General features: G+C 60.9%; 13 protein-coding genes and 2 pseudogenes. 10 read left to right on the top strand and 5 right to left on the bottom strand.

The genetic code is table 11. From position 1 onward, the window contains the following. Nucleotides 1–582: 582 nt before the first annotated feature. From istA to AC0QR5_RS10075, 6 genes and pseudogenes are all read left to right on the top strand, one after another. Nucleotides 583–1,404, top strand: a pseudogene (istA, locus tag AC0QR5_RS10100) (IS21 family transposase); the annotation flags it as partial. Between the two features lie 71 nt (nucleotides 1,405–1,475). After that, complete coding sequence (locus AC0QR5_RS10095; protein WP_329864319.1) at nucleotides 1,476–2,738, top strand: IS256 family transposase; 1,263 nt, start codon at nucleotides 1,476–1,478, stop codon at nucleotides 2,736–2,738. A 179-nt stretch (nucleotides 2,739–2,917) separates the two neighbouring features. Beyond that, nucleotides 2,918–3,556 (top strand): Mu transposase domain-containing protein, encoded by a 639-nt coding sequence (locus AC0QR5_RS10090; protein WP_475372465.1) that lies wholly within the window; start codon nucleotides 2,918–2,920, stop codon nucleotides 3,554–3,556. Beyond that, nucleotides 3,553–4,299 carry an ATP-binding protein gene (locus AC0QR5_RS10085; protein WP_329863576.1) on the top strand — a complete coding sequence of 249 codons (747 nt, stop codon included), beginning with the start codon at nucleotides 3,553–3,555 and terminating at the stop codon, nucleotides 4,297–4,299. Before AC0QR5_RS10090 ends, AC0QR5_RS10085 begins: the two co-directional genes overlap by 4 nt. Nucleotides 4,300–4,878: 579 nt before the next feature. Continuing rightward, nucleotides 4,879–5,640 carry a FadR/GntR family transcriptional regulator gene (locus AC0QR5_RS10080; RefSeq protein ID WP_329863914.1) on the top strand — a complete coding sequence of 254 codons (762 nt, stop codon included), beginning with the start codon at nucleotides 4,879–4,881 and terminating at the stop codon, nucleotides 5,638–5,640. Beyond that, nucleotides 5,633–6,364: a cache domain-containing protein gene (locus AC0QR5_RS10075; protein ID WP_329863916.1), complete on the top strand. Its 732-nt coding sequence runs from the start codon at nucleotides 5,633–5,635 to the stop codon at nucleotides 6,362–6,364. Before AC0QR5_RS10080 ends, AC0QR5_RS10075 begins: the two co-directional genes overlap by 8 nt. Before the next feature lie 53 nt (nucleotides 6,365–6,417). Here AC0QR5_RS10075 and AC0QR5_RS10070 read toward each other — a convergent pair whose 3' ends face one another. From AC0QR5_RS10070 to AC0QR5_RS10055, 4 genes and pseudogenes are all read right to left on the bottom strand, one after another. Continuing rightward, the gene (locus AC0QR5_RS10070; protein WP_475372464.1) at nucleotides 6,418–7,713 is read right to left on the bottom strand and encodes an ethanolamine utilization protein EutH; all 1,296 of its coding nucleotides are present in this window, start codon (nucleotides 7,711–7,713) and stop codon (nucleotides 6,418–6,420) included. A gap of 105 nt (nucleotides 7,714–7,818) precedes the next feature. Next, nucleotides 7,819–9,117, bottom strand: coding sequence for a D-arabinono-1,4-lactone oxidase (locus AC0QR5_RS10065; protein ID WP_329863920.1), 1,299 nt, complete (start codon nucleotides 9,115–9,117; stop codon nucleotides 7,819–7,821). A gap of 22 nt (nucleotides 9,118–9,139) precedes the next feature. Beyond that, entirely contained in the window at nucleotides 9,140–10,642 is a 1,503-nt protein-coding gene (locus tag AC0QR5_RS10060) for an aminobutyraldehyde dehydrogenase (protein ID WP_430633871.1), read from the bottom strand. A gap of 773 nt (nucleotides 10,643–11,415) precedes the next feature. Next, nucleotides 11,416–12,474: pseudogene (locus tag AC0QR5_RS10055) on the bottom strand (IS3 family transposase). 666 nt (nucleotides 12,475–13,140) lie between these two features. Here AC0QR5_RS10055 and AC0QR5_RS10050 point away from each other — a divergent pair. The 4 genes from AC0QR5_RS10050 to AC0QR5_RS10035 all read left to right on the top strand — a co-directional run bounded on the left by AC0QR5_RS10050 (nucleotide 13,141) and on the right by AC0QR5_RS10035 (nucleotide 15,684). After that, on the top strand, nucleotides 13,141–13,539 hold the full coding sequence (locus AC0QR5_RS10050; protein WP_048896403.1) for an ArsR/SmtB family transcription factor: 399 nt from the start codon (nucleotides 13,141–13,143) through the stop codon (nucleotides 13,537–13,539). A gap of 23 nt (nucleotides 13,540–13,562) precedes the next feature. Next, nucleotides 13,563–14,414, top strand: coding sequence for a permease (locus AC0QR5_RS10045; protein WP_217905942.1), 852 nt, complete (start codon nucleotides 13,563–13,565; stop codon nucleotides 14,412–14,414). 43 nt (nucleotides 14,415–14,457) lie between these two features. Beyond that, complete coding sequence (locus tag AC0QR5_RS10040; RefSeq protein WP_154676754.1) at nucleotides 14,458–14,619, top strand: hypothetical protein; 162 nt, start codon at nucleotides 14,458–14,460, stop codon at nucleotides 14,617–14,619. Between the two features lie 78 nt (nucleotides 14,620–14,697). Further along, the gene (locus AC0QR5_RS10035; protein WP_065062263.1) at nucleotides 14,698–15,684 is read left to right on the top strand and encodes an IS481 family transposase; all 987 of its coding nucleotides are present in this window, start codon (nucleotides 14,698–14,700) and stop codon (nucleotides 15,682–15,684) included. 9 nt (nucleotides 15,685–15,693) lie between these two features. On the opposite strand, the gene solA is transcribed toward AC0QR5_RS10035, so the two are convergent. Then, entirely contained in the window at nucleotides 15,694–16,959 is a 1,266-nt protein-coding gene (gene solA / locus AC0QR5_RS10030; protein ID WP_329863933.1) for an N-methyl-L-tryptophan oxidase, read from the bottom strand. Nucleotides 16,960–17,150: the final 191 nt, after the last annotated feature.

The raw sequence follows: 17,150 nt of genomic DNA, 5'->3' as shown, positions 1-17,150 counted from the left end.
GGGGCTCGTGCCTGTCTAGGCCCAAAAAAATTTTCTCATGCAAGTGCCGTACTCTTTCCCACCTCTCCCGGAGACTGCTTGGGTATCCGGTAACGATCTGAGGCAAGGCTGTCACTGCAGTCCGCCAGCCGCAGTGCTCCTGTATTCCTCTAGCGCTCCCGCGCCAGTTGGCAGTTTCTGCTGCAGTAGCAGAGCCTGGAGGACCATATCCTTCTCCTCTCTGGGGAGAGCCCTTCGTGAACTCAGAGTTGCTATCTCTCCGCAATCAAGGTGTTCTGCCGCAACCCGAGTAAACCTTAGTCTTACTCCGAGTTTGCGTATGGGTAACTGAAGGAAAGTACTGGTCTCGGCGCTGGTCAGATATATGAGGTCTGGGTCGTCCCCACCCTCGGTTAGGGTCGGGATACACAACACTGTTTGAATATTCGCTTCGTTGGGGTCCACCGGTCGTGCGTTCGGGGGCCGGTGCGCTCATCGCCCGATATTGAGCGTGGGGACCGGCAGTGGCGTGCTTGGGGGCCACCGCGCGCTTAGGCTCCTTCCGCCGTACGTATAGGGCGCACGGCGGAAGGAGAACCATCAATGGTACGGAAGATCAGGGCCAAGCTGGTGTTGCAGTTGCGGGCCGAGGGCTTGTCCGGCCGGGTGATCGCGGCGTCGCAGGGCATGTCCCGGAAATCGGTCACGGCGGTGCTGGAGGCCGCCGACGCTGCCGGTATCGGCTGGGACGAGATTAAGGACCTTGCCCACGGCGAGGTTTACGAGTTGTTGTTCCCGGGTCGTGGTGAGCATCAGAGCGTGTTCGCCCAGCCGGACTGGGAGCGGGTTCATCGGGAGCTGGCGCGGGTCGGGGTGACGTTGAAGCTGCTGCACGGCGAATACGCTGATGGCTGCGCGGCCGGCAGCGAGCCGGCGATGGGATACGACCGGTTCTGCCGGACCTACCAGCGCCACGTGCTGGTCACCGGGGCCGCCTCGAGGGTCGGGCATAAGGCCGGGCAGACGGTCGAGGTGGACTGGTCCGGGCCGACGATGCAGCTGCACGGTCCGGTCACTGGCGCGACCCGGACGGTGTTCTTGTTCGTGGGGTGCCTGCCGTTCAGCCGCTACGCCTTCGTCGAGCCGACCTTGGATATGAAGCAGGACACCTGGTTGCGGGCGCACGTGTCGATGTTCGAGGCGTTCGGCGGCTCGGTGCCCAGGATCGTGCCGGACAACCTGAAGACCGGGGTGATCAGTCATCCCCGTGAGGGCGAGGTCGTCCTGAATGATGCCTACCGGGAGATGGCCGCGCACTACTCGGCTGCCGTGCTGCCGGGGAGGGTGAGGTCTCCTAAGGACAAGGCCAGCGTGGAAAACACGGTCTGGCACGTGGCCATGCGCGTCATCGCGAGGGTGTTTCATAGAGTGTGTAAGGGTCCGGTCTCTAACTGGGGTGTGACCTGTGGTTTCACCCCTTTGAAAGGACGGGCCTCATGGCAGATACCAACACCATTCCGAACCCTCTTGAAGGCGTTCTCAGCGCCGATCAGATCGACGCCCTCGTCACCGCCGCGGAGGATCTCGGGCAGGGGCGCCACGGCGTCGAGGAGCTGCTGGCGCGAATGACCCGCGCGGTCCTGGAACGGAGCCTGGAGACCGAGATGAGCGACCACCTCGGCTACGAGTCCGGGGACCCCGCCGGGGCCGGGACGGGAAACTCGCGCAACGGCAAGACCACCAAGAACGTGCAGACCCTGCAGGGGCCGGTGCAGATCACCGTGCCACGGGATCGGAACGGCTCCTTCGCGCCGGTCATTGTGCCCAAGCGGTCCCGCCGGCTGGGCAAGGTCGAGGACATGATCCTCTCGCTCTACGCCCGTGGGATGAGCACCCGCGACATCGGGGCCCACCTCGAGGAGATCTACGGGGCCAAGGTCTCCGCCGCGACGATCTCCCGGGTCACCGACGTCATCGCCGACGAGGTCGCCCAATGGCAGAACCGGCCGCTGGAAGCGGTGTATCCGATCGTCTACATCGACGCGATCTGGCTGAAGATCCGTGACGGCGGGGTCGTGGCGAACAGGGCCTGCCACATCGCCGTGGGCGTGGACGTCGAGGGCCGCAAGCAGGTCCTGGGCCTGTGGCTGGGCGCTTCGGAGGGGGCGAAGTTCTGGGCCAACGTGCTCACCGAGATCCGCAATCGCGGCGCCACGGACATCCTGGTCCTGTGTTGCGACGGGCTGAGCGGCCTGCCGGCGGCGGTGAACAGCATCTACCCGCAGACCGTGGTCCAGACGTGCGTGGTGCACCTGCTGCGCTCGGCGATGCGCTACGCCTCCTACGGGGACCGCAAGGCGATGGCCAAGGACATGCGTCCGATCTACACGGCTCCGACCGTGCAGGCCGCGGAGCTGGCCATGGAGGCCTTCGCCGAGGCCTGGCAGGCCAAGGCCCCCGGGGCGGTGCTGGCGTGGAGGAACGCGTGGGAGGACTTCACCCCGTTCCTGGCGTTCACACCCGAGATACGCAAGGTCATCTACACCACGAACCAGATCGAATCGATCAACTACCAGCTCCGGAAGATCACCAAGACCAGGGGCTCGTTCCCCTCCGACGACGCGGCGCTCAAGCTGGTCTACCTGGGGATCCGGAACATCGAGACCACCCGCGGAGGCGAGCTCGGAACCGGCACCCAGGGATGGCACCAGGCCCTGAACGCCTTCGCCGTCCAATTCCCCAACCGACTCCCGATCTGACCACCCGGCAGAGCGGATCACCGACCGGTCCCTTACACGGAAAACTTGACACCCCCGTCATCGCTGACCTGCGGGAGCAGCGGTTCGACTCGTTGCCGCAGCTGAAGGCCGCGGTTACCGAGCGGGTGGCGACCTATAACGCGGAGCCGTTCCAGAAGCGGCCCGGGTCCAGGACCAGCGTGTTCACCGCCGAGGAGCGGCCCCTGCTGACGCCGCTGCCGCAGGTGGCCTACGAGATCAGCCGGTGGGTCTATGGGCGCAGGGTGGCCCGCAACGGACACGTCGCCTGGGAGAAGAACCACTACTCGGTGCCCTTCGCCCATATCGGCACCACGATCGACCTGCGCATCACCGACCGGATGCTCGAGGTCTACCGGGGCGTCGAGCGGCTGAGCAGCCACTTGCTGCTGCCGGCAGGCTCGGCCAACGAGTACCGCACCAATGACGCCGACCTGCCCGCCGGCGGGCGGTATCAGCCCTGGGACGCGCCGAGGGCCCGGGAATGGGCGGGACGGATCGGCCCATCCGCCGTGGTGGTGGTGAACCGGATCTTCGAATCCGTTCCCGTGGAAGAGCAGGGCCTGGACGCCGCCCTGGCCGTGCTGCGTCTGGCACGGCGGTATTCCGCGGAGCGGGTGGAGGCCGCCTGCCGGATCGCCCTGGGTGGCAGGATCAGATCCCCGCGCTATGCGCATCTGCAACCGCTCCTGGCCACCGGCCAGGACCAGGCCCCGAGGCTGAGGCCCCCACGGGATGAGCCAGCGGAGCTCGGCGGGTACGTTCGCGGCGCCGACTACTACGCGGGAGGCGCCAAGTGAGCGGGATCGATACCGAGACCAAGCGCAAGCTCCGCGAGATGGGAGCCGCCCCTTTGCTGGCGGCGCTGGAGGCGCAGGACGAGAACCTGATCCTCGGGATGAGTTTCGAGGACCGGCTGCGTCTGGTCGTCGACGAGGCCCACTCCACCTTCAACCACGCCAAGGTCGAGGGCCTGGTCCGGCGGGCCGGACTGCGCTACCCGGCAGCCGACCTGCGCCGGCTCGACAGGGTGGACGAACGCGGCCTGGACCGCAACGTCATCGCGCAGCTCGGCACGTGTTCGTTCATCGAGCGGCAGCAGAACGTGGTGTTCCAGGGCTTCACCGGCTCGGGGAAGTCCTACCTCGGGTGCGCGCTGGCGAAGCAGGCCTGCCAACACCGGATCCGGGCCCACTACATCCGGATGCCCGATCTCGAGGAAGCCTGGGCCCTGGCCAGGGACAAGCCGCTGGGAGCTACGAAGTTCCTAAAGAAGTACGCCGCGTTCACCCTGCTGGTGATCGACGAGTGGCTGCTTGACCACCCGGACGAAGGGATGCGAAGCATGCTCCTGGAGCTGCTTGAGCGCCGGTACGACAGTTCCTCGACAGTGTTCTGCACCCAGTACGCCAAGAAGGACTGGCATCAACGGCTTGGCTCCGGGGTGCACGCCGACGCGATCATGGACCGAATCGTGCACAACACCATCTGGGTCGATACCGGCACGCACAACATGCGCGAACACGCCATGCAGAATCAGTAGCAGGACCGTCGGTGGGGACCAGTGGCCCCCACCGACGCCACTGCTGGCCCCCACCGGCAATATCACTGGCCCCGAACGGCAATATCGGATGGCCTCCAAGCCTTCGAATACTCACACTGTTTCGTGATGGGGCTACGCATGAACTCTCATCCCCCTCCGCGGACATCTGTCTTTCCTGCGAGCTCAACGACTACACCAGCCTCCCACATCGCCGGGTTTTGCCTGGCACTCGTGATGAGAACGTTGACGGATCCGTACCGCCTCAGCGACACCGTGCCGATTTTGCTGCGATCGGCCAACAGTATCGGCCTCTTGCTGATACGCATCACGTCGGCTCGGTTTTGATCTGACGTCGTGAGCCCGTTCTCCAGTGACACCTCGTTCGTCCCCTGGGCTACAGCAGCCTCACCGGTCCACCTAAGGAAGGACAACGGCCCAATTGGCTCCACCACGACTCAAACCGCCGCGTCTCCAGCCTCATGAGTCACTCTTCCAAATATCTTTTAGGATTCTCAGAGTCTCTTCAGTGGCTATTAACCTGAAGTTTATTTTTAGTGTTTAGCTTGATGAGTGAATGGCTTGGATAAAACCGTCTTCCCCTTTGGGCTGGGACGGCCTAGTACCGACGATGCTTCCGCACTAGCGGATAGCGTTGTCAATCAACTTGAGACGGCGCTGACCGTGGGCCTCATAAATGACGGAGACAAGCTTCCTCCGGAGATCGAGCTCGCAGCAGAGATGGGCGTTTCGACTGTTACGCTTCGTCAGGCTCTGTCGATGCTCCGGAACAAGGGTATTATCGAGACGCGCCGCGGTCGAGGAGGCGGCAGCTATGTACGCGATTCCAGTGCTTTTAGCCGGGAGCGCGTGGAAGAGCATTTGCGGACTAATAGCATTGGTTTACTACGGGACCTAGGCGACGCGGCCGCAGCAGCAGCTGGCTCGGCCGCTCGTCTGGCTGCACTCCGTGCGTTGCCTGAGGACGTGGAACGACTAACGAGATTTGCCCACGAGTTCTCGGTGGCTACGCAGTCGAACGTCTGCCGTAGGGCTGACAGTCGTTTTCATATTGAGATCGGTGTGGCTGCACAATCGCCGCGCCTGACTTTGTCGATTCTGCAGTTGCAGGGTGAATCTTCCCCGTTACTGTGGGCACCTGGAACTTTGCTAACCGATCAGAGCGCCCAAGAGCATGCCCTGATCGTAGAGGCAATCAAAAACCGGGACGAGCAGCGGGCGCAGATGCTTTCAGTTGAGCACTGTGAGCGCGAGGCTAAGGTCCTCATCGAACACCATTTGAGGCTAGCAACGGCAGAGCAAAGGGGTGGATACCGTGTCTAATGACAGTGAATTGCTGCATGACATCGCTAAGGGAGTTCAGGGGCCTATTGATGCTGCCTTAGCTGAGCTTTCCACCTTTGGTACTGTGGCACGTACTTTGTTGGCTATCGCTGAGCAATCAGGACGGCGGCCGGGGAGGGCCGATCTTGCCAAGATCAGGGAGCATCTGCAGACGCAACTGCGGGGGCCTGATTCTGCTACTGCCGGTATAGGAATAGCAGTGGGCGTCGACTACCTGCATGACAGCCCATACTGGTTGGAATGGTGGCGATTTGGCAGACGTGGCGAGCTCGAGTTCGTTGCTCACAGTCTGAACCCTAATCGGGATGCCTTTTATGATTATTCTTCGCGGCCTTGGTTTTCGGCTCCCGCAGCTTCCGGTCGGACTACGATCACGGGTCCCTATGTCGACATCGGGGGAACAAACACTTATACGGTGACGCTTTCCCTTCCGCTGTTGACGGAAGCCGGTTTTGCTGGCGTTGCCAGTGCTGATATCCCCGCGGCCGCTTTCGAACCCTTTTTGATTAGGCCGGGGCGCTTGCGACCGGTGGTGCTGACCAATGCTGCTCTGCGGGTTATCGCTTCCAGCAGTTCCGATTACTTGCCGGGGAGTTTGCTTAGTTCCGCCTTGGTGGAGCCTTGGACGGTCCTTTCCGTAGCTGGGAGGGGGCTTCACGGCCAGGCGCCGTGGCTTCTGATGCTGCCGATCGAGAAGAGGTGACGGGAAAAGGTTACGGCTCCCGGCCCTGCGCCGAAAGCCGTAACTATTTTTTGCTAGTGGGCTGTATCTGTGGCAATCGGGATCGGGCGGCGGGAATTGTCGGAGGATTCCTCTTGCTGATCCACCACATTCTCCTGGTGGTTGTTAATTGGTTGAGGTGCGTACTCGTCCCGGGCTATGGTGCCGTCAGCCCTGTCTTTGGCTTCCAGAACCGCGGTATACGGTAGCGCTAGCCAGAGTGCCAAGAGAATGGCGATAACGCCACCCGCAAGTTTGCCGATGATGAGAGGTGCCACCATGTTCGGCTGGAAGTTGGCGCTGAAGGCCAAGTGATCGCCGAATGAGAAGGCAGCGCAAACCGCGAACGCGATGGACAAAACTTTGTCGCGGGGAGGCATGAATTTGACGACACGGAACAGGGCGAGAATGTTTGCCGCCGCAGCGAGGACTCCTGCTGCACCTACTTCACTGAAGCCTAGGCGTCGGCCTATGCTTTCGAGGGGACCCGCGAACCATATGCGAATTGCGTAGACCATGGGGAAGGCGCCAGCGAGCATGACGCCGACGTACCCTGCCACTTCCAGAGCCCGGAACTGGTCTTCGGCATCGGCGATGAAGGGTGCTAGCGGCCATTTTCCAAAGACGTCGAAGATGCCGGTGAAGTACTGAACGATCGAGAGGGCGAGGGCGAGTTTGATAACAATGTCCAAGACCTTTCCGAAGGTTGTGAAGAGGCGGACCATTGCGCGGGAAAAGAAGCGAAGGCCGACGGCCAGGACTGTGACGAAAATGATCAGAGGGACAAGGTTGAGGAGGATATCGCTAAGAGGCAGATTAAACGGAGTGGACGAGGGGGAAGTAGTGGAGATGTCGCTCCGTAGTGGGACAGATCCTGTCTGCAAAATCAGGGTGATGATGAAGACGGCGAACGGGATCGCCAGAAGCCCTGACATAACCCCCAGTGCCATGTACTTGTGGTCGCGCTTGTCCACCAGGGCGAGTCCCACTGGAATCGAGAAAATGATGGTCGAGCCGGCGGTCAGGCTGACGGCGAAGGCCATGATCCAAGCACCGTGACTGCCGGCTGTCTCGTAGGCCAGTTGGTAGCCTCCCACGTCTCCGGCGATGAGCGTGGTTGCCGCTAGGGAGGGATCGGCTTGGATCCAGGCGTAGACAGGCGCGATATACGTTGTTACAAGCTGGCTGAGGATTGGGATGATGGTCATGATGCCGGCGACAGGCAAGAAGATGGGCCCGATCGCGTAGATCCCTTCCTTGAATTCCTTGCCAAATCCCTTTTCGTCGTTAAAGAGTGCGCTGACTGCGCCGATGAGGAGAAACCCCATCATGATGAAGATAATGACCTTACCTATTACGTCCATGACGGTACCGCTGCTTTCACGCGGGGCTGGCGGTCTGCATAAGGCAGCGCCGGCCGTAGTTCGGAGAAGGGATTAGCCGAGCAGAGCTCGGGTGTGATCGTTAAGGAAGACTCCATTCGGATCAAATTCCCGGCGAACGTCTAGGAATGTGCCGAAGTCGGGATAAAGGCGTTCCAGCCGTTCCCTAGTCATGAAGTGGATCTTGCCCCAATGGGCTCGAGCTTCGAATGGTTGCAGAACCGAGTCGACATCACGCAGGTACGGCCAATAGTTCGTGCCAGGTGCTCCTGAGACAGAGATAACGGTGGTGTCTCGTTTGTAGAAGGGGGAGAGGTAAGCGTCGTCCTGCTTCACCCATCGCACTTCGATCGGGTATTTCTGGTCCGGGTGCACGGCGCGAATCAGGTCCTGAACGGTTTCGACGGCTGCGCGGCCGTGTTCGGCGGGCACGTAGTACTCCAGCTCGTGGAATGGGAGCATGCAACCACCTGCGTAGATCCGGTAAGAGCGATCCCGGCGAGCACCTTCGGTGAGGTCAATGGTGCTCTCACTCGCGTCTAGGACCACTGAGTTGTAGCGCTTGGTGTAGCTGCGATTCACCATAGTTTCCCCGGCAGGGGTGGGCAGATCGTAGAGCCCCGCGGATTCCTCAGCTTGGCACCAAAAGAAGGAATAATGGCGGTTGTTGGCTATATCCTGATCCCAGGTGGAAACAGTTTCGTCCCAAGTGGGGTAGGTAATCTGTTCCTGCAAGTGGTAGCGTTCGGTAACCTGCAGCTCAACCTCCAGGAAGATGCCGAGCGTGCCCAATGCGACCTGCGCTGCATTCAGTTCGCGTAGCTGCTCCTCTCCGATTTCCACAATCTCTCCTTGACCGTTAATTAACCGAACCCAGCGTAAGGATGAGGAAAAGCAGCCAAGATCGATGCCGGAGCCATGGGTTCCCGTGGCGATGGCACCGGAAATGGACTGTTTGTCGATATCGCCCTGGTTGGCAAGCCCCAGGCCTTTTTTCCATAAGGCGTCTCCGAACGCGCTGATGACGGTGCCGCCCTTGGCCCTAGCACGAAGTCGAGAGCTGTCGGTGTCGGTGATCCCGGTCAATTCAGACAGGTCCATCAGTACTCCGCCGGTGTGCACCAGTGGAGTGAAGGAATGACCGGCACCAACCGCCCTCACGGGCAGTCCTTCGCGGATGGCATAACGGACCGTATCCAGAGCTTCCTGTTCGTTGCGGGGATGGACAGTGAAAGCAGGGGTCGATGTCTGGTTCCCACCCCAATTGATCCACGGTTTCTGGGTATCTGAAGGAATCGGTGGCGTAAAGAAATTACTTATAGGATTCACGGGGGCGGCTGGGGTAATTTTCATTTCTTGCTCCTGGTATTGAACGTTAGACGCCGTGATTGGTCATGACATGCTTGGTGCGAGAAAAGTCTTCGATCGCGTAGAGGGACAGGTCCCGGCCGTAACCCGATCCTTTGAAACCACCCCACGGGACCTCACATGCCACAACGAGGTGCGAGTTGACCCATACCGTGCCAAAGTCCAGCTGCCGGGGAATATTCAGAGATCGGGCAGCGCTAGCTGTCCAGACCGAGGCAGCCAAGCCGTAAGGGGTTTCGTTGGCCCGGGTGACCGCTTCCTCGTCACTGCGGAATGTCTCAACAGACACGACAGGACCAAAAATTTCGTTTCGGGTGATTGCAGCGCCAGCCGGTATACCGGTGATGACTGTTGGTTCTATGAAGTAGCCGGATCCCTCAATTGCCGATCCGCCGACAGCGATGTCTAGGCCGTCCGCCTTGGCGTTCCACAGAGCTTCCTGCACTCGTTCGAAGTGGGCTCGGGAAATCATAGGCCCAACTTCGGTGTCGGATCCGGTCCCAGGGGTGCCGACGATGATGGAAGACACTTCGCGGACCAGTAGTTTTACAAAATCGTCGGCAACGGATTCGTGCACGAGGACACGGCACGCCGCACCGCATTCCTGACCAGCGTTCCAGAATCCTGCCGATCGGATACCGGAAGCCGCCGCCTGCAAGTCCGCGTCGTCAAATACAACGACTGGAGCCTTGCCTCCTAGCTCCAGGTGCACACGCTTTACCGTTCTGGCGGCGCTGCCAGCCACCTGCTGCCCGCTGCCAACACTGCCCGTGATAGCGACCAAATCTACATTCGGATGCTCTGCCAGTCTTTGACCGACGACTTTGCCGGATCCGGTCACGATGTTCAAAACTCCGGCGGGAAGCTCCTTCGCAATCAGTTCAGCAAGCTTCAACGTAGTCAAGGGCGTCTGCTCCGACGGTTTGAGCACGACCGTGTTACCGGCAGCCAAGACGGGAGCGATCTTCCATGCCGCCATGAGCAAAGGGTAGTTCCACGGCGTGATAACTGAGACCACTCCTACCGGTTCCCGCAGGATCACCGAGGTATGCCCCTCCGCGTAGTCTCCTGCAGCCAGGGACATCAGCGTCCGTGCCGCACCCGCGGTGAAGCGAAAAGTGTCGATGGCACTGCTGATATCATCTTCTGCCACCACGTCAGGCTTGCCGGTATTGGCCGCTTCGAGACGTTCCAACAGCTGCCGGTTTTCCTCTATTATCCCAGCGATCCGGTGCAAAATATCAGAGCGATGCTTCGGCGTAGTGGCCGCCCATGCGCGCTTGGCAGCTACGGCGGCGGCGACGGCTGCATCAGCATCTTCAACCGTCCCATTCGCTACTGCAGCGATGACGGAGCCCATGGCAGGATCTTCAATTTTCATCACCTCCGACGAGGAACTAGGGACGAATTTACCGTTGATGAAATGGCCCGCGGGAGGCAAATCATCAGCAATGCAAGCGGTGGAGGAAGAGCGTTGAACAGAGAACTGGGCGGTTACCACTCGAGTCATGAGGTGTCGACACTTTCTGTTGGCCGATCGGCGAATGCCAATCAATGTGAGATCTTTCACTTGATAGTAGGCGCCGCGTGGACCATTTGCAATAAAAAGTATGTTCATATTTTATAGTTCAAGCCTGAACTACAGCAGAAAATCGACGGATCTTGTCCCGCCCCCCGGCCTCCGGTGCAGACATTACCGGCGCCGATCTACCGCCTAACCTGGCGGTCGCTTTCTTGGCCGCACGGTTACTTTTGGATGCTACTCTGCCTACGCTTGGCCGGCCCTCGCGGTTACGGTTATCCGGCCTTCGCTCCGTCCCCCTGCCAGTGGACATTTGCAGGATCGGGATGCCGGAGTTGGTCCGCCGCTGCGTTTTACGACCAGGAAAAGCTGAGGGACTATTAGCGGCATGCGCGCCGTCACCTGCGAGAAGCTCACCACTTTGAACGGTGAGGAGCGCGTTCGGCCCCGAACACCTCCTGATTATTGATGATTCCGGCGCCATGGGTATCGCAGGGCCAAGGCGGGGCGGCGAGCGAGGTGACGGATACGACATCTCGATTTGATTGAATCAGCATCCCTCGAGGGGGAAGGAGGTCATGACGCTGCACTTGGGGATGCGGGAACGGTTGCGACGTATCCGGCATCGATGAAACACAGACCGACATCCAAAGTCAAGGTCGTGCTCGGGCGCTGGCCCTCCGGGTTCGACGGTCAGAGTCGCCCCCGCGCTAGTCGTTCTGAATGAGCTGTGGTGAGCGCTGCGTGAACCGTACCGGGTTTTAGGCCGTCTTCTTGCTGGTGGCCTCGTCGCCTGATGAGGCGTCTGTTTGAGCATAGTAATTCTCCTCGAACTCCTCGGGCGGGACCATGGCCAAGGTGCTGTGCAGCCGTTCTGTGTTGTACCAGTGGACCCAGTTCATGGTCGCCTTCTCCACATCCGCCACCTGCTTGAGCGGACCTGTCATGAAGGGGCTGCCTTTGCGGACGCATTCGTTCTTGTACAGACCGATCGTGGATTCCGCGAGGGCGTTGTCGTACGCGTCGCCGACGCTGCCGACGGAAGCTGCCAGGCCTTCGAGCAGCAGTGCCTCTCCGAATCGGATCGAGGTGTATTGGGATCCGGCGTCGCTGTGATGGACCATGCCTGCAAGGACCGGCGTTCCGGCCTGGTCCCGGCGCCAGAGCGCCATTTTCAAGGTGGTGAGCACCATGTCCGTGTCCTTGATCGTGGCACTGTGCCAGCCCACGATCGCCCGGGAGAACACATCAATCGCGAAGGCCACATACGCAAAGCCGGCCCACGTTCTGACATAGGTGAAGTCGGTGACCCACACGGCATTCGGCCGGGCGGCGGTGAAGTTCCTGTTCAGCAGGTCCGGGGCGCGCCGGGAATCCTTCGCTGCTGCACCGGCTTTGGGTTTGCGGCCCCGGACGAGGCCGTTCATGGCTTCATCCCGCATGAGCCTGTCCACGGTACATCCGGCTCGACCCCGTGGCCATCGGCACGCAGTTCGTGATGAACCCGGCTATCTGCGGCGGCGAGGGTCGAGCTCCCTCGCGAAGAAAATCGAGGCTTTCTTCAGGATCTCGTTTGCCTCCCGCAACTCCCGGTTCTCACTCTCCAGCTCCCTGATCCGGGTCTGCTCGGCACTTAACGCCGGGACGATCGTCAGCGTCGATCTGGGCCTGAAGAACCCACCGGCGCAGTGACTCCCTGCCGATATTCAGCTTCGGTCCGATGGCGGAACAGCGGCAGAAACGGAGTCGTACTCACTGAGGTGGTCCAGGACCATCCGCACGGCACGCTCACGCTGATCCTGGGGGTATCGCTTGGGCACAATCGCTATCCTTCCCAAAAAAGGAAGCGGCATCAAACCGGGTACGGTTCAACGTGCCGCTTTCCGCCTTCATTCACGAAAAGTTCCTTAAGCAGCGATGTGGGCGTATTTACCAGTCCTCGGCGTTCAGCCTGATTCTCGGGCAGCAACGGTAGTTTCGACCTGCAGGTAGGGTGAGGCGAACGCTACGGTGGGGCATGTGAAAACCTCTTAGGGTTGGCGGGAGGACCATCTTTAAGGGTCTCTACCCACTAACCCTGTAAACAAACGCCCTGGTTCAGTAGACCTAAGCCCTTGCCGTTTTGAAAGATGCGCGCTGCGATCTCTGCGGGTGCCGCTAGTGATGACTTGATCATGGCGCCGACCTTCACGAGAGTTACCGATGTCCTACCCAAGCCGTTGACCATCGGCGCAACTTCGTCCCCCGCGCTGGCATAATCGCACCGAGGGCCTGGTCATGATGGACTCGTTCGGGTCGCACATGCAAATAGATCTAAGTACTGAACCGGAAGTTGTAAACGATCCTCCGCTGGAAGTAAAAGGAAATAACAAAACCGGGGCAGTCTTAGATGAGCGAGTCTCGACCTAGCTGTACTGACCGGACACGTTGATCGATAGACAAGTCGCCACTTGTGACAGAAGGCCACGCTTGTCTATAGTGTGGGTATGACAGTTTCACTGGATGTTGCCCTGCCGCGCACGGACCTGTCGGCGCGGGATCACGCGCGGATGCTTGCTCCGTTGTTGAAGCCTTTGTCAGACGAGAACAGACTGATGATCGTGCTGACGCTTGCGGCGGGGGCGTGCTCGAACAAGAAGTTGCAGGAGGCCACCGGGTTGAGCCAGGCGCTGGTGAGTCACCATGTGGCAGCCTTGCGGCAAGCGCAGCTGATCAGTGTGCGGGCCGAGGGCCGGTCCAACATCTACGCGCTGTGTTGTGAGCAGTTGGCGGCGCCGGTGCAGTGGCTCGCTCACTTGGCGACTCTCACTCCAGAGGGACAGAAGGCGTGCTGCACTGCCCCAGCAGGGGAGGGTCAGGCATCGACTGAGGGTGCTGCGCGGTGATTCATGCGGTACAGACCTTCGGGTTGATCCTGGTCGAGTTGCTCGTCCTGTTCTCGCTGATCTCGGTGCTCGTTGCGCTGGTGAACCGGCGGTTCGGGCCGGATCGGATCCAGAGCTGGATGGCCGATGGGCGCCTTCCCGGCCCGCTCAAGGGGCTACTGCTGGGGGCGATCACGCCGTTCTGTTCCTGTTCGACGCTGCCGGTGCTGGCTGGGATGTTGAAGTCGGGGGTGGCGTTCCGGACGTCGATGACCTTCCTGATCTCGTCACCGCTGCTGGATCCCATCATCGTGGCCGGGGTGGTGCTGCTGTTCGACTGGCGTATCGCGTTGGTCTACACGGTGGTCACCGCCGCATGGTCCCTGCTCGCCCCCCTAGTATGGGAACGACTCGGCATGGCCAGCCAGCTCAAGCGAGTCAAGGTCGTCGGCGACGACAGCACCCCCCACCCCTGGGCAGGCCTGCGCAACGAGATCCGGCCCGCACTCGGCGAGGCCTGGGCCGATCTGAGACCGCTGCTCGTCCCGATGGTGCTGGGTGTCTCGGTCGGTGCATTTATCTACGGTTTCGTGCCTCAGGACCAACTCGCCGCGGTCGCTGGCGACGACAAACCGTGGGCCGTGCCGTTGGCCGCCGTGCTTGGCGTTCCGCTTTACGTGCGTATCGAGACGATGCTGCCCATCGGCTTGGCCCTCAGCTCGACCGGCATGGGGCTAGGTGCAGTGTTCGCGCTGATGATCGGCGGCGCCGGAGCCTCGATCCCCGAGATCTCGATGCTCACCACCTTGTTCAAGCCCCGACTGGTCGTCACTTTCGTGGTCACTGTCATCGGCACGGCCATCGCCGCCGGCTACCTCATCCCACTGATCGCCTGACCCAACCACCACATTCCCAACCACACGAGGAGAACAAGCAACCATGGGACTCAAGGACCTCTTCACCGCACGCAAGCAGGACAGCAGTTGCTGCGGGGCCCAGATCGTGCCCGACGATGACGACCAGCCCCAGAGCGAGCAGGGAACACCCACCGAGACGGCTGCCTCTTCAGCGCCGAACAGCGAGGACACGGACGGCAACTGACATACCGAATCGATGGGGCTGCACCACAGGGTGCAGCCCCATCACTGTCTCCACCCGCTCGTCACCAGGAAGACCACCATGTCCCACGCCAATGCCGCCCTCACTCCGCGTCACCGCCTCAAGGTTGCCCAGCTGGTTGTTGACCACGGATGGCCGATCAGCGAGGTCGCTGCCCGGTTCCAGGTCTCCTGGCCCACCGTGAAGCGCTGGGCTGACCGCTACCGGGCCGGTCAGTCCATGCAGGACCGCAGCTCACGGCCTCACCGCTCCCCGAACAAGACCAGCCCCACGACTGCGAAGCGCTGTATCCAGCTCCGGCTGCGTCTGCGGGAAGGTCCGGTTCAGTTGGCATACCGGATTGGCGTTGCTCCGTCGACAGTCCACCGGATCTTGGTCGACGTCCACTTGAACCGCCTGTCGCACGTCGACCGTGCCACTGGAGAGCCTGTTCGTCGCTACGAGCACGACCACCCCGGGGCGATGCTGCACGTCGACGTGAAGAAGCTCGGCAACATCCCAGACGGCGGAGGCTGGCGCTACGTCGGCCGACGACAAGGCGAGAAGAACCGCGCAGCCACACCCGACAAGCCCAAGAACAAGCACTACGACCCGTTGATGGGCAAGGCCTACGTCCACACCGTCATCGACGACCACTCCCGCGTCGCCTACGCCGAGATCCACGACGACGAAACAGCCCACACCGCCACAGCGGTCCTGGCCAGGGCCGTCAAGTGGTTCAACGCCCGCGGGGTGACCGTCGAGCGGGTCCTGTCGGACAACGGTGGCGCCTATCGCTCACACCTGTGGCGCGACACCTGCGCCGAGCTGGGAATCAGGCACAAACGGACCAGGCCGTATCGCCCGCAGACCAACGGCAAGATCGAGCGCTTCCACCGCACCCTGGCCGACGGCTGGGCCTACGCCCGCTGCTACACCTCCGAGACGGAGCGTCGCGGCGAACTCGACGGCTGGCTGCACTACTACAACCATCACCGGCCCCACACAGCCTGCAGCAACCAGCCGCCCTTCTCACGATTGACCAACGTGTCCGGTCAGTACACCTAGCTCTTACGCCTACTCCTTAGTGAGGTTGTCGATACTGTTAGACACGTTGTCAAATCGGTTGGGGTCGACGAAGGCCGCATCGAGATAGAGGGATTCCCCAGTAGCGAGTTGAGCAAGCAGCTCACCGATACCGGTGGCGTGCTTGAAGCCGTGACCGCTGCAGCCGCCACCGACGATAAGGCGAGGGTCGTTATCAGGCCGACCAATGAGGAACTGACCGTCTGGGGACATGGTCACCATGCAGGGCCGCGATTGGACCGGGGTTGGGTTTAGTCCGGGGAACAGGGTCGAGATGGCATCCGAGAGAACGCTCCAGTCCCGGACGGGGTTGATCCCGCGGTCGCACTCGTCGGGATCGGTAGGGTCGAATGCGCCTTCATCCAGCCAGAGTCCGACTTTGACGGGTTCTCCGAGGGCGCTGCCATGCCCCCAGATGCCGACGCCGGGTTTCACCCGGCGCATAAAGGCAGGAAACTTCTCCAGTGCAAACTCTGGGTCATCGGGCCCCTTCTTGGACTCAAACCACTGCATAGGTGTGCGCAATGCCTCCAGTGGCAGTCCCGGTACCAACTTGCCGAGCCAAGCCCCGGCGGTGACGATGACCTGACGGGCCGTCCAGGTGCGATCGGCTACGGTGACCACGACCCCGTTGTCGACCAGTTCGATGTTCGTGACTCGCGCGTCGAAGAAGGCTTGGGCCCCAGCCTTGATCGCAGCATCATTGGCTGCCTTAACGCCCAGGTCAGGGTCGACGATGCCTGCTTCCGGATCCCAAACCCCAACCTCTGCAGGACTCATGGTCACGTAGGCGGGGAAGCGATCTTGAATCTCATCGCGAGTGAGCTGCTCGACCGCCACGTTGGAGCTCGCCCCAGCCCTAATCGTTCCGGCGACCATGTCACTGGTCGGATCCCCAACATTTAAAGCCCCCGTTTCAAAGAGCAGCGGATTCCCAGAGACTGTCTCGAGCTCCTTCCACAGGTCCCGGGACTTTCGCGCCATATCGACAAGGCCGGAATGTTCCTGGCAGGCAACCCTGAAAAGCCGCGTGTAGCCATGAGAGGAACCAAGGGCGTGAGAGTTGCCGTAGCGTTCGAAACCAATACACCTCACCCCACGTTCTGCCAACCGCCAGAGAGTCGAGGATCCCCACGCTCCCAGCCCGATGACAATTACATCGGTATCGAAGGACTTTATTCGTGTCATCTTGTTCCTGGTCTCTCTTAAAATGGATTGTCGGCACCGCTGCCGAGTTTCAAAAAATTGAATGTTCATGCTCGTTCAATCCTTCGGAAGCGATGGAGTCAGGTCAATCGATTGGTGCTTTCGTTACGGAGTTGTTACATAGCACTGTTTTAGATGGGGTTCTCGTACTTGCACAAGTTGCCGACTTTTCGTTCGTTAGGATTGGAAACAAACGACCTGCCCTCGGGTAGAGCTCGTTCCTCTACCCCCTAAAGGAGCGC

Source organism: Arthrobacter sp. J156 (genome assembly GCF_056172865.1).
Note: the sequence above shows the minus strand (reverse complement) of the source record. Positions and strands in the feature narration are given on the sequence as shown.

Bases quoted from the DNA above. Each gene is read 5' to 3' on its own strand.
- AC0QR5_RS10095 (WP_329864319.1), top strand. From the start codon at position 1,476: ATGGCAGATACCAACACCATTCCGAACCCTCTTGAAGGCGTTCTCAGC.
- AC0QR5_RS10070 (WP_475372464.1), bottom strand. From the start codon at position 7,713: ATGATGGGGTTTCTCCTCATCGGCGCAGTCAGCGCACTCTTTAACGAC.
- AC0QR5_RS10065 (WP_329863920.1), bottom strand. From the start codon at position 9,117: ATGAAAATTACCCCAGCCGCCCCCGTGAATCCTATAAGTAATTTCTTT.
- AC0QR5_RS10060 (WP_430633871.1), bottom strand. From the start codon at position 10,642: ATGACTCGAGTGGTAACCGCCCAGTTCTCTGTTCAACGCTCTTCCTCC.
- AC0QR5_RS10050 (WP_048896403.1), top strand. From the start codon at position 13,141: ATGACAGTTTCACTGGATGTTGCCCTGCCGCGCACGGACCTGTCGGCG.
- AC0QR5_RS10040 (WP_154676754.1), top strand. From the start codon at position 14,458: ATGGGACTCAAGGACCTCTTCACCGCACGCAAGCAGGACAGCAGTTGC.
- AC0QR5_RS10035 (WP_065062263.1), top strand. From the start codon at position 14,698: ATGTCCCACGCCAATGCCGCCCTCACTCCGCGTCACCGCCTCAAGGTT.
- solA (WP_329863933.1), bottom strand. From the start codon at position 16,959: ATGAACATTCAATTTTTTGAAACTCGGCAGCGGTGCCGACAATCCATT.